Annotated in this window: 13 protein-coding genes and 1 pseudogene; 8 read left to right on the forward strand and 6 right to left on the reverse strand. The window is 58.2% G+C overall.

The window, feature by feature from the left end; translation table 11 throughout:
* Positions 1-43: 43 nt before the first annotated feature.
* Entirely contained in the window at positions 44-973 is a 930-nt protein-coding gene (locus ACXJKO_RS24985) for a LysR substrate-binding domain-containing protein (RefSeq protein WP_457093771.1), read from the reverse strand.
* 141 nt (positions 974-1,114) lie between these two features.
* Here ACXJKO_RS24985 and ACXJKO_RS24990 point away from each other — a divergent pair, with 141 nt between their 5' ends.
* The 8 genes from ACXJKO_RS24990 (at position 1,115) to ACXJKO_RS25025 (ending at position 8,166) form a co-directional block, all read left to right on the forward strand.
* A complete protein-coding gene (locus tag ACXJKO_RS24990) occupies positions 1,115-1,975 on the forward strand; it encodes an isocitrate lyase/PEP mutase family protein (RefSeq protein ID WP_457093772.1) in 861 nt (286 codons plus the stop codon).
* 4 nt (positions 1,976-1,979) lie between these two features.
* Positions 1,980-2,903 (forward strand): hypothetical protein, encoded by a 924-nt coding sequence (locus ACXJKO_RS24995; protein ID WP_457093773.1) that lies wholly within the window; start codon positions 1,980-1,982, stop codon positions 2,901-2,903.
* A 5-nt stretch (positions 2,904-2,908) separates the two neighbouring features.
* Positions 2,909-3,718 carry an MBL fold metallo-hydrolase gene (locus tag ACXJKO_RS25000; RefSeq protein ID WP_457093774.1) on the forward strand — a complete coding sequence of 270 codons (810 nt, stop codon included), beginning with the start codon at positions 2,909-2,911 and terminating at the stop codon, positions 3,716-3,718.
* 73 nt (positions 3,719-3,791) lie between these two features.
* Positions 3,792-4,808, forward strand: a complete 1,017-nt coding sequence (locus tag ACXJKO_RS25005; protein ID WP_457093775.1) for a Bug family tripartite tricarboxylate transporter substrate binding protein — start codon at positions 3,792-3,794, stop codon at positions 4,806-4,808.
* A 94-nt stretch (positions 4,809-4,902) separates the two neighbouring features.
* Positions 4,903-5,367 carry a tripartite tricarboxylate transporter TctB family protein gene (locus ACXJKO_RS25010; RefSeq protein WP_457093776.1) on the forward strand — a complete coding sequence of 155 codons (465 nt, stop codon included), beginning with the start codon at positions 4,903-4,905 and terminating at the stop codon, positions 5,365-5,367.
* A 10-nt stretch (positions 5,368-5,377) separates the two neighbouring features.
* Positions 5,378-6,880, forward strand: coding sequence for a tripartite tricarboxylate transporter permease (locus tag ACXJKO_RS25015; protein ID WP_457093777.1), 1,503 nt, complete (start codon positions 5,378-5,380; stop codon positions 6,878-6,880).
* 28 nt (positions 6,881-6,908) lie between these two features.
* A complete protein-coding gene (locus tag ACXJKO_RS25020; protein ID WP_457093778.1) occupies positions 6,909-7,325 on the forward strand; it encodes a GlcG/HbpS family heme-binding protein in 417 nt (138 codons plus the stop codon).
* A 139-nt stretch (positions 7,326-7,464) separates the two neighbouring features.
* Complete coding sequence (locus ACXJKO_RS25025; protein ID WP_457093779.1) at positions 7,465-8,166, forward strand: IS6 family transposase; 702 nt, start codon at positions 7,465-7,467, stop codon at positions 8,164-8,166.
* 64 nt (positions 8,167-8,230) lie between these two features.
* Here the strand turns inward: ACXJKO_RS25025 and ACXJKO_RS25030 are convergent, their stop codons facing one another.
* The 5 genes and pseudogenes from ACXJKO_RS25030 to ACXJKO_RS25050 all read right to left on the reverse strand — a co-directional run.
* The gene (locus tag ACXJKO_RS25030; RefSeq protein ID WP_457093780.1) at positions 8,231-9,052 is read right to left on the reverse strand and encodes an ABC transporter permease; all 822 of its coding nucleotides are present in this window, start codon (positions 9,050-9,052) and stop codon (positions 8,231-8,233) included.
* 14 nt (positions 9,053-9,066) lie between these two features.
* Positions 9,067-9,945 (reverse strand): ABC transporter permease, encoded by an 879-nt coding sequence (locus ACXJKO_RS25035; protein WP_457093781.1) that lies wholly within the window; start codon positions 9,943-9,945, stop codon positions 9,067-9,069.
* A 20-nt stretch (positions 9,946-9,965) separates the two neighbouring features.
* Entirely contained in the window at positions 9,966-11,051 is a 1,086-nt protein-coding gene (locus tag ACXJKO_RS25040) for an ABC transporter ATP-binding protein (protein WP_457093782.1), read from the reverse strand.
* Positions 11,052-11,148: 97 nt separating this feature from the next.
* Positions 11,149-12,207 (reverse strand): ABC transporter substrate-binding protein, encoded by a 1,059-nt coding sequence (locus ACXJKO_RS25045; RefSeq protein ID WP_457093783.1) that lies wholly within the window; start codon positions 12,205-12,207, stop codon positions 11,149-11,151.
* A gap of 52 nt (positions 12,208-12,259) precedes the next feature.
* A pseudogene (locus tag ACXJKO_RS25050) lies at positions 12,260-12,577 on the reverse strand (hypothetical protein); the annotation flags it as partial.

The raw sequence follows: 12,577 nt of genomic DNA on the forward strand, positions 1-12,577 counted from the left end.
GTCCTGGCGAGGAACGAGGCGCAGGAAGTCTTCAGTTGTGTGCTCAAGCCGTTGATGAGGTGAGATCCTGGCTCGGGCTAGTGATTTTTGAATCCGCGGCAAGAACGTCTCCAATCCAGGCCCGGAAATCTGAGATTCGTTTCGGTAAAGGATCGCGTTCTTTATATACCAAATAAAATCCAGTCTCTGTGTGATATTCATAATCTTTGAACGGCAATACTAGGCGTCCTTCTTGTATGTCATTTTCGAAGAACCCGCGGCGACCTAGGACAATTCCAACCCCATCGATCGCAGCACTGTAGGCCATGTCTGTGCTGGTGAATGTCATTCGATGATTCAGCGGCACCTTGGGCGCGCTCGTCGTTGCGTACCATCGGTACCAATCATCTGCACCACCGGGCGTCTGGAGCAGCACTGTCCCTTCCAAATCTTGCGGCCGCTTCAGGTGCGGATTGTCGCGGAGGAAGCTCGGGCTGCAAACGGGCACCAGCATTTGGCGTATCAAGAGATCGGCACGATAACCTGGCCATTCTCCACGGCCAAGAAGGACTGCGACATCAAAGCTGTTAGGCATCGGATCGTTCGGCAACGTGCTCGTGATCATCACCTCCTGATCGGGTGAGCGCTGGTGGAAACTAGGCAGGCGCGGGATCAGCCACAGACGGAGAAAGAAGCGGGAGCCGCAAATGTGCAGCGGCTGATTGGCAAGCGAACCAGAAACCTCTCTCGTTCCAATTTCCAAGCGCTTGAGCGCATCCTGCACGATAACGAGATAGTTCTGACCCTTACTGGTCAGGCGAACTTCGGTACCAATCCGCTCGAATAAAGTCGTCCCGAGGTATTTCTCAAGGTTCCTGACCTGCTTGCTCACCGCGCCCGGAGTGACATTCAACTCCACGGCAGCCTTGCTGAAGTTCTCGAGCTTTCCAGCGACCTCGAAAACGCGCACTGCATTGAGAGATGGCAACTTCATATCGTTTCCTGTGAATTTTTCTCAAAATTAGGGCACTATAACTCGTTTGACGACAGTCGGAAGCCGCTCCCTAATGATGGCTCTGCAGACCTGCGCATGGTCGGGTCGCAGATGAAAAAGAAAAAGCCTGGGAGGGGGCCTGTGAAGGTCACAGCACGACGCGAGCGCCTTAGGGAGATTCTGTCGGGAGACCAGTGCGTGTTCCCCGCATCGGTGCATGACCCGCTGTCTGGCCGCGTTGCACAGGATCTCGGTTTCGAGGTGGCTATGTTCGCAGGCTCCATCGCCTCTCTGGCTGTACTTGCAGCGCCGGACCTCGTTCTCCTCACATTGACGGAGTTTGCGGAACAGGCTCGTCGCATCACCCGTGCGATCGACTTGCCGGTCATCGTCGATGCTGATCACGGCTATGGAAACGCCCTCAACGTCATGCGTACTGTCGAGGAACTGGAAACGGCCGGTGTGGCGGCGCTGACCATTGAGGACACCGAACTCCCGATCGCTTTCGGTTCAAGTGAGACACGTCTTGTCACGGTCGATGAAGCTGCCGGCAAGATGCGGGCCGCCATCTCTGCCCGTAGTGACAGGGAACTCATTATCATTGGTCGTACGAGCGCTCCTGCAGTCACGGGAATCGATGATGCGATAGAACGATGCCTATCCTTCCAAGCTGCAGGCGTCGATGCGGTGTTCCTGTCCGGGATTAGAAGCCGATCTGACCTTGAGAAGCTCTGCGAAATGGTGCGCGTGCCAGTGCTGCTCGGCGCTCTCCCAGCCGAACTCCAGGATGTCCAGTATCTGGGCAACATCGGTGTTCGTATCGCCCTGCAGGGGCACCTGCCGATAAGGGCCGCCTTGTACGCCATCCACAAGACGATGAAGGCGCTGCGCGACGGCGTTTCTCCTGCGCAGATAGACGGGCTGCTTTCGCAAGCTGGAACAGATCACCTCGCACGAGCGGCCGATTATCGCCGCTGGACGGAGCAATACTTGAATGGATGACAGCATGAATATCAGCCAACAGAGGGCGCAAGCCCACATGCGCCGCGAACCGATGATGGGACCGATCGAGACTCTGGTGCCCGGGCGGCTTTATGCTCTGCAGAACGTCATCACGCTGGATGGCCGCATCAGCTCTTACCCTGCCGATGCGCGAGGCTTCACTGTGTCCAATTGCTATCTTATCAAGGAAGGTGAAGACGCTGTCCTCCTCGACAGCGGATACTCGGCTCACGAGAAGTCGCTCCTCGCGCAACTCGACAGCGTGCTTGAGCCCAATGCGACATTGTCGGTGTATCCTTTGCGTATCAACGAGTACATGTCCGTCTGCAATGTTGAAGCGATAGCCTCTCACTTCAACGTGGTCCAATGCTATTCCGGAAACCCCGACGCTGCCTTGTGGGTCGATTTTGGCGGCAGATCGGACGCGCTTTCACAGCAACTGAAGCCTTATTCCCTGAAGACGACTCTGGTTGCGCGCAAGCAGACGCTTTATGTCGGCCACGATCAGTCCCGAGCGATCGAGGCGTTCCAGGCGCCGATCCGGCTCATCGGGACACGCTGGATCTATGATGGCGCGACGCGGACATTGTTCACGTCGGATAGTTTCTCGCATGAATGGTCAAGCACACCGGACGGTCCGTGGACGACCTCTGCGGACGACAATACGACTACGCCGGATCACATCCGGAGCTTCCTTCTAAATACTCGCTATTGGTGGCTTGAGGGTGGCGATACCGATTCTCTGAGGCGGAAGATCGCCGAGGTCTTCGAGCGCTACGATATCGAGACTATCGCCCCGGGATATGGCCGCATTCTGCGCGGACGTAATCTGGTCGAGCGGCAGTTTGCCATGTTTGACGAGGTGCTTCGGCGCCTGGACCGCCGCGAAATTTCTCCAAGCTACGTTGATCGCGACGAATTGAGGTAAATCATATGTGCAAACCCAAGACTTTGCCGCGCGAGCTCGCCGAAGGCGTCTTTTGGCTAGGCGATTGTTTGGAGCAGCGCGCGAACGGCAAGATCTATCATACGTACAACGCCGCTTATCTGCTGGTGGGCAGCGAGGCGTCGATGCTGATCGAGACCGGACACCCCAAGGACTTCCCGATCCTTGAGCGACAGCTGCGCGAGTTGCTGGCCGACCGCCCTCCGCTCAAGTACCTGTTCGTCACGCATCAGGAGACCCCGCACTCTGGAGGGCTTGGACGGGTGCTCAACCGTTATCCAGAGGCAGTTCTGTGCGGCGACATTTGCGACTACCATCTCGCATTTCCTCAGTTTGCCCACCGGATGCTGGAGATGCGGCGCGGTGAATCGATCGACCTTGGAGGACGTTCCTTCGTCGCCGTCGAGCCTGTGGTGCGCGACCTGCGTACGACTTGGTGGGGCTTCGATACGAAGGAGCGCGTCCTGTTTCCAGGCGACGGCTTCGCTTACAGCCACTACCATGAGGACGGGCATTGCGGGCTCTTCGCAGAAGAAGCCACTTCCTTGAACCTACCGGAAGTATCCGCTGTTTTTGCGGATCGCGCGCTGTTCTGGACCAAGTTCACGGACATGAACCTGTACGTTGATCGGCTGCAGTGGCTGATCGACGATCTGGATGTGCGCTGCATCGCGCCGGCTCATGGTCTGCCGATTCTGAATCCGGAGCAAACCGTACCCAAGGTCAAGGAAGGTTTGCTTTACGGCAGTTCGGTGCCTGAATCCGGGACCGAGACGGGGCTTGCCCCACCCAAGTAATCGGAGAAACAGACGCGCCGGAAGAGCTGCGCTGTGTCGAAGGAACGACTCGAAAAACAAATGGGAGGATACAATGACTGAGCTTACATTTTCCAATGAGGCGCGCGGCAGCCTTGTCGCACGCCGTGCCTTGGTTGCCGGTGCGATTGTTGTCGGAATGGCAGCATCGCTCTCTGGCGCCATGGCGCAGGACTATCCCAGCAAGCCAATCAAGCTGGTTGTGCCGGGCACGGCAGGCGGCGGCATGGATGTCATCGCCCGCGTTGTCGGCGACAAGGTCGGTGCAATGCTGAAGCAGCCTGTTGTGGTCGAGAACAAGCCCGGTGCCGGCGGCAACCTCGCAGTAGATTATGTGGCCAAGTCGCCGGCGGACGGATATACGATCCTCATCGGACAGACCGCACATTTCGCGATCAATCCCTGGCTGTACGCCAAGCTGCCTTTCGACACCAACAAGGACCTTCTCCCCGTCATCCTTCTGGCGGATGCTCCGAATGTCATGGTGGTGGATGCAGAATCTCCGTATCGCACCCTCGCCGATGTCGTGAAAGCGGCGAAGGAATCGCCTAACGGCCTACCGCTCGCGACGCCCGGCAACGGTACCCCTTCGCACATGGTTGGCGAGTTGTTCCAGAAGACGGCTCAAATTAAGCTGACCCACGTTCCGTATAAGGGTGCCGCGGCCGCGCTGACGGATGTCATGGGTGGGCGAGTGCCTGTCATGCTCTCCTCGGTGCCAACTGCTTTGTCGCAGATTCGAGCAGGAAAACTGCGTCCCGTCGCCGTCTCGGCGGACAAGAGAAGCCCGGCCCTCCCCGATGTTCCGACCATCGGCGAGCAGGGATACCCGGGGTTCAATGCCGGCACTTGGTACGGTTTCTTCGTTCCGACCAGGACCCCGCCCGAGGTCGTGAAGGCGCTGAACGCAGCTGCGAATGACGCCATCAAGATACCGGAAGTGCGCGAGCAGATCCTGAAGGAGGGCGGCGACGTCAACGGAGGCACCCCAGAGGCATTCGCCGCGAAGGTGAAGGCCGATTACGAGATGTGGGGGCCTGTCGTTAAGAGCTCGGGCGCGACGGTCGACTGACGTATCCCCATTGTCCGGCGTCCAGCGCCTCATGGTAGTGCTGGACGCTTGTGACAAAGTCTCGACCTTGTCCTACTGCCTGAAAGGAACGCACATGCAGCGCAAGCTTCTCGCGCCCAAAGAGCTCTGGCTCGGCGTCATCTATTTTGCCTTTGGCGCGCTGGGTCTCTGGTTCTCGCTCGAGTATCCCATGGGCACTGCGGCTCGCATGGGGCCCGGCTATCTTCCAGCGCTGATTTCAGGGCTCCTTCTTCTTTTTGGGGCAATTTCCTTCACTCGCGCCGTTCGGCTCCACGGTGAGCCGATCAGCAAAATAACACTCCGTCCTCTGATCTGTATCCTGGGTGGAGTGCTGCTGTTTGCCTACCTCGTCGAACGGGCCGGGCTCGTTGTGGCCCTTCTGGCACTGATCCTGACCGGCGCGGCGGCCAGTCACGAGTTTCGCTTCCAATGGTCCGCAACCTTCGGGCTGATCGGGTTCATCGCCTTCTGCGCCCTTGTCTTCGTCAAAGGGCTCGGCGTTCCCATGCCGCTCATCGGTACCTGGTTCGTTAACTGAGGAAGCTCTCGTGGAACTGCTCAATAACCTCCTCCTCGGTGTCGAAACAGCCTTCAGCGCCCTCAATCTGCTTTATTGCTTTCTTGGCGTCGTGCTCGGCACCGCCATCGGCATCCTCCCCGGACTCGGCCCGGTTGCCACCATCGCGATGCTGCTGCCGCTGACGTTCGGCCTTCCGGCCGACACGGCGCTCATCATGCTGGCGGGGATCTATTATGGTGCGCAATATGGCGGCTCTACGACGGCTATCCTCGTCAACCTGCCGGGCGAATCGTCCTCGGTCATCACGACCCTCGACGGATATCAGATGGCGAGGCAAGGCCGCGCGGGCGCCGCGCTCTCCACAGCGGCGATCGGCTCCTTCGTGGCCGGCACGATCGCAACGCTCGTGATCGTCCTGTTCGCGCCGCCCCTGGCCGAAGTTGCACTCGAGTTCGGTCCGGCCGAATACTTTTCACTCATGGTCTTGGGACTGATCGCTTCAGTGGTGCTTGCCCAAGGCTCGCTCACCCACGCCTTGGGCATGATCCTGCTCGGGCTCCTGCTCGGTTTCGTCGGAACCGACGTGAATTCGGGTATGGCGCGGTACACCTGGGACGTTCCGCAGCTCAGCGACGGCCTCAACTTCGTCATCCTGGCGATGGGCATGTTCGGGCTCGGAGAGATCATTGGCAATCTCAGCAGTTCGACTGATCGGGAAGTGCATGTGAAGAAGATCACCGGGCTCATGCTGACCCGGGCGGATCTGCGACGCATCGTGAAGCCGATCCTGCGCGGCACGGCGCTGGGCTCCATCCTGGGTGTTCTGCCCGGCGGCGGTGCTATGCTTGCGGCTTTCGGTGCATATTCCCTGGAGAAGAAGCTGTCTCCCAATCAGAATGAGTTCGGCAGAGGCGCGATCGAAGGGGTTGCGGCACCGGAATCGGCGAACAATGCCGGCGCGCAAACATCCTTCATTCCGATGCTAACGCTCGGTATTCCGTCGAATGCAGTCATGGCGCTGATGATCGGCGCCATGATCATCCAAGGCATTCAGCCCGGACCATCAGTCATGACCGATCAGCCCGCCATGTTTTGGGGCCTAATCGTGTCCATGTGGGTCGGCAACCTGATGCTGCTCATCCTCAATCTTCCCTTGGTCGGATTGTGGATCAAACTGATTTCGATCCCATATCACTTCCTCTATCCGATCATTCTCGGGTTCTGCTGCATCGGCGTGTTCAGCCTGAATAACTCGCCCTTCGATGTTTACATCATGGTGATCTTCGGACTGCTCGGTTTCACCTTCCGCCGCCTCGGCGCGGAGCCTGCCCCGATGCTTCTCGCATTCATTCTCGGGCCGATGATGGAAGAGTATCTCCGCAGGGCGCTCCTTCTGTCCTACGGCGATCCGACGGTGCTCATCACCAGCCCGATTAGCGGCACATTGCTTTTGATCGCCGCCGGACTCGTCGTTCTCGTCCTGCTCCCGCCCATTGGCCGAAGCCGGGTGGAGGCATTCCAAGAAGATTAGTCCTCGACCGATTGGTAAGGAGTTCACCGTGAATCTCGAAACTGCCCAGACCCTTGTCGCTCAAACGTTATCAGCGGCGCGCCAGCGTGGCTTCAAACCGCTAGCGGTTGTCGCTCTGGATGCCCGAGGCGCTATCAGGGCTCTAGCCGCGGAAGATGGAACCAGCACCAAGCGTGCGGAAATCGCATTAGGCAAAGCACACGGCGCGATCGCAATGGGCTTGGGCACGCGCGAACTTGCGAAACGTCCTCCTCATTTTCTCGCGGCGGTGACACATGCGGTTGGCGGACTCTTGGTCCCCGTTCCGGGCGGAGTGCTGGTGCGGAACTCAAAGGGCGAACTGCTCGGGGCAATCGGAGTTTCCGGCGAAACGTCCGACAATGACGAAGCTGTCGCTGTCGCGGGAATAGAGGCCGTGGGATTGTCTGCGGATCCGGGAGCCTAACGCGTTTTCTTTTCTACTTTGGTGCGGAGGCCGAGTACCTCTCAGCGTTGAATTGCTCGTTCTCCCTACCAAAGCCAAGTCATGCGAGGGTGTTGTCACGTTAACTCGGGTTTGACTGCGACTGTGTAGACGGGTCCGCATGAGCAAGCCTGTCAGCTACAAGCGCCACCGCATTCCGCCTGAGATCATCGCCCATGCGGTGTGGTTGTATTTCCGGTTCCCTCTGAGCCTGCGGCTGGTCGAGGAGATGCTGCTCAAGCGCGGCATCGTCGTGTCCTATGAGACCGTCCGGCGGTGGGCGCTGAAGTTCGGACCGGCGTACGCTCGCCGCCTCAGGCGCAAGACGCCGAGCCGGCGCGACATCTGGCACTTGGATGAGGTGGTGGTTACCATTGCCGGCCAGAAGCACTGGCTGTGGCGAGCTGTCGATCAGGACGGTTACGTGCTCGATGAGGTTATCCAGACGCGCCGCAACACCAAGGCGGCCAAGCGTTTGCTGAAGCGTCTGTTGAAGAAGCAGGGATGTCCACCCCGGCGGATGATCACCGACAGGCTCGGCTCCTATGCTGCGGCCCGACGTCAGATCATGCCGGCCGTCGAGCATCGCTCACACAAAGGGTTGAATAACCGTGCGGAAAATTCGCATCTGCCGTTCCGGCGACGCGAGCGGGCGATGCAGGGCTTTCAATCACCCGGAGGCCTCCAGCGGTTCGCCAGCGTGTTCTCGGCCGTGCGCAACCTGTTCGTTCCACCCCGCTCCAGCTGCTCCGCCTCTGCCACCCGTCTGCACCGCTTCAAAGCCATGGCGGGGTGGAAGTCGGCAGCCGGCGTTGCCGCGTGAGCCCGGCAGTGACCGAGTTTGCCGCACTGCGCCCGATGCCAGTTAATGTGACAACACCGCTTTTTTACGAAGACGGTTTATTGAGGAACCGATCGAAGCGTACCGCCTGGGCTAGGACCAAGAGCACCACAAGCGTGATGATAATCAGCCCCGACGAGATTGCCGTCAGCATCGGATCCAGCGGTGACCATTCTAGGGCGGTATAGATTGCGACCGGCAGCGTCACCATCTTCGGCGTGCTGAGGAATAACGAGACCTCAAGGCTGCCGAACGACATCATGAAGGCAAAACCCCAGCCCGCAGCCAGGCTCCAGGCGATCAGCGGCAGGGTTATTCTTATAAGGCACTTCCAGGGAGTTGCGCCGAGGCTTCGCGCCGCCTTTTCGAAAGCCGGATTGATGCCACCTAAGCCCACCAGGATCATCGACACGGCGAATGGCGTTACCATGATCACATGCCCCGCGAGCAGACCAAACGGCGACCCCCCGATTCGCATGCGCGAATAGGCGACCAGGAAAGCAAGACCGATGAAGATGGAGGGTAGCATGACCGGCGTGAGCACCACGGATTCCAGGAGCCTGTTCGCCCATGTTTTATGCTGATGGATCGCTAAGGCCACCATCAACCCCAAGATCGTGGCGATCGTGGCAGCACCGGCTCCGATACCGATGCTCAGCCCAAGCGCCTCAAGATAGCGTGGCTGGTCGAGAATGGCCGCATACCATTTGAACGAGAGACCATGCGGCGGGAAGGAAACATAGCGGCTGCTCGTCAATGAGCCCGCTGTGATCGCCACGATTGGGGCGAGAAGGAACACTGCCATCACGAGCACATAGAGGCCGAGTGCCCAACGGGAAAACTGTTGGAGTGCCTTGTCGCCGGCCATCTTTCCGGGCGCGCTCATTGCTTATCCTCCGTTCCCATCGTAGCGAAGCGCCGTTGGCTACGTATCTCCTTCCAATGTTCATATGCGCTGACGAGGCCGAGTATGCCCGCAGTTCCCGCGAGCAGAATAACCGCCATGGCCGACGCGAACGGCCAATTCAATAGCGCCGAGCTCTGCTGAAAGATCAGGTAGGACAGCACTTTGACGCGCAGGCCGCCAATCAGCACCGGTGTCGCATAGGCACTCATGCTCAATGAAAACACGAGCAACCCACCGGTTCTGAGACCTGGCACCGTCTGCGGGAATACGATCTTCCTGAACGCCGTCCAAGGGCCTGCTCCCAGACTCCTGGCTGCCTTCACTACATTGGGATCGACTCCGCGTAACGAGGACGCCACCGACAGCACCATGAACACCAGCAACACATGAGTCAGCCCGATGACGATGCCTGTTTCGGAATACATCAGCTTCAGTGGCGCCGCTACGACCCCGAGACCAATGAGCGCTTGGTTCACGAGCCCTTGCGGTCCCAGCAGAATGAGCCAGCCATAGGAGATCGCCACGCTGCTGGTGACCAAAGGCAGTAGCAGCACAATGAGCAGAGTAGTCATGCGCCAACCTCGCGCATTGATGAGGTAATAGGCGATCGGATAGGCCAGCAGGCCACAAACTACGGTCGTGACAAGGCTAATCGCAACTGTTCGCCCAAGAATGCCAAGATAATAAGTATCTGTCAGAAATTGAATATAATAACTAAGCTGGAAATCGGGAATAACGCCGATACTCGGATCGAACCGCGACAGGCTAAGGCGGAATAACTGCAGTACCGGTCCTACATAGAGAATGAGAAACAGGATCAATGGCACGCCGGCGAGAGCCAGCCAGTTCACCATCGGGCGACTTAACACTTTCATTAGTCCGCCTCGCGCGGAAAGACAAAGGTATCCTGTGCGGCCCACTCGATCATTGCGAGTTGTCCCGCGGCCAGATCTGCCGACGGTGGTTCCTGTTGCCATGTCATGAGCATCTGTCCTGTCGCGGCGCGGACATGAAATTCCGTTCGGTGACCGAGGAACAATAATCGCTCAATCGTGATGGGAAGGCGGTTGGAAGAGGGCTCTATCTCACTTTCGCCAGGGACCAATCTTATCTTCTGCGGTCGTACCAGAACGTGCACCGGCGTATGGGTCGTAAGGCCGTCGCCGCGCGCACGGATCCGTCCAATGCCGTCCACGTCCACCAAGATATTACCGGCCACCGCTTCGGCGACACGGCCTTCGAGAATATTAGTCTCGCCGATGAACCTTGCTGCGAACAGGCTGTGCGGATGTTCGTAAATCTCCGTGGAATTGCCGATCTGCTCAATAAGTCCACCGCGCATCACCAGGATCTTCTCAGCGATTGCCATCGCCTCTTCCTGATCGTGTGTCACCATGACTGTCGCAATCGGGAAGTCCTGCAACAATCCGAGTAACTCGGCTCGCATCTCCTGACGCAGTCTCGCATCCAGATTACTGAACGGTTCATCGAGCAGGAGAAGGCTCGGTTTGATTACAGCAGCTCTGGCGAAAGCAATACGTTGCTGTTCTCCGCCCGACAGCATCCGGGGCAGCTTGTGTGCCGCATGCGCTAGGCGCACCCTTTCAAGTGCAGCTCCGACCTCGCGTTTGATCTCGCGGGAGGGCATTCTGCGCATGGTCAACCCGAAGGCGACATTGTCGTAGACAGTCAGATGTGGGAATAAGGCGTAGTTCTGGAACATGATGCCGATATTGCGCTTCTCCGGCGGATCGCCGATGATATTGCGCCCGGCGATCCGCACCGCTCCTCGTTCAGGTGCCACGAAGCCTGCTACAACCTGAAGCGTCGTTGTCTTTCCGCAACCTGATGGCCCAAGGAGGCAAACCCGCTCTCGTTCGCCGACCTCGAACGACATGTTCTTGATGACCTCAACATCGCCATAGCGAACGCCGAGACCTTCAACCTCCAGATAACTCAACTAAACCTCCGAATTTTCCCTCCCCCGGTGGGAGAGGGTAGGCTCATGCCGATCCATCGGGAAGTGACGGATCGAGGGTACGCTCAAGTGCGTCCCGTCAGCGCTCGATCTCGCGGTTCCATCGATCGGTCCACTCGGCGCGCTTTTGATTGATGGCCGCCCAATCGAGTTGCACCAACCGCTTTGCAGCCTCTGCGCCGTAGGTTACTTTCGCGGCTTGTTCTGGTTTGAGCTCGACTTGAGCGTTCACCGGACCGAAGCCGATCTTCTCGGCAACTACCTGCTGCGCCTTCTTACTCACCAGATAGTTGAGGAATGCATCAGCAAGTTCAGCATTCGGGGCTCCCTTGACCACATTGGCGGTAGCAAACAAAGCGGGCGCACCCTCCTCCGGGTAGACGAAGGTCATTGGAAAACCAGTCTTCGCGGCATAGCCGTTGGCTTCGCCATTAGTCCAGACTCCGATCCAAGCCTCGCCCTGCTGGAAGAATGAGCTCATATCACCAGTGGTCCCAAAACTCGGGACATTCTTGGCAACTTCCTTCATCTTGGCAAAGCCGGGTTCAATACTGTCAGTGCCGCCGCCGTTGGCGCGTGCCAGCATAATCAGCGTGTCCAGCCCATAAGTCGTCGTTATCGATTCGACGATCACATGCCCCTTGAGCGCGGGATTAGCGAGATCATTCCACGATTTGGGCGCTGGGATCCCGGCCTTCTTGAACGCTTCCGGATTATAGACTAGGCCAACACCAAACACTGCCCATCCGACGCCGATATTGTCAGGCATTTGCGCGACTTGGTAGACTTCCTTGAGGTTTGGCATCTTGCTCGGGCTGGTTTCCTGCAACAACCCCATGGCCTTTGCCTGCGCTCTTGGGCCGTCATCCAGACAAGCCACGTCGATCTGTGGGTTATCTTTCTGCGCTGTGAGCTTCGCTATCGTCGCGGTAGAGACACCCGGCAGATAGGTAACCTTGACATTGAATTCCTTCTCAAAGTCCGGAAGGATCTCGCTCTCAACATACTCTTGGATGCCAGCCGCATAGCACGCTAGCACTAGTTCTTTAGGAGCGTTCTGAGCCGTTGCGCTTCCTATGCTCACGGCGGCTGCCAACGCACCCAAAACTGCCGTTTTGCTCAATTGTGTGTTCATCATCCTAAGCCCGTCCCTCAGCTCTGGTTCAGTTTCGCTGCTACACAACCCAACATCAATCGATGCTTGGCAGGTACTTCTTGGAGATCGCCATCCGCACGGTCATCAGTGGATCGACCACTTGGCTGATCCGCAAGTGCCCGACCAAACTCGACAGCATGTAGGCATGCTCCCAACTCAGCCCCTTGGTCCGACGCAAGGCCGCAATAATGTCCTCATTGGCGATTTTGCAGGCCTCTTCGACAGTCTTGGCGCTAGCGATGAACTGCCATTCGTTCGCCGTCTCAATAAGGGGTCGGGGCAGTCGCCCGCCCTTTACCACTTCGCAATGGGCGAAAATGTTGATCGGCACGCCGACGCCGGTGCCGCACAC

It is taken from the genome of Microvirga sp. P5_D2 (assembly GCF_054049475.1).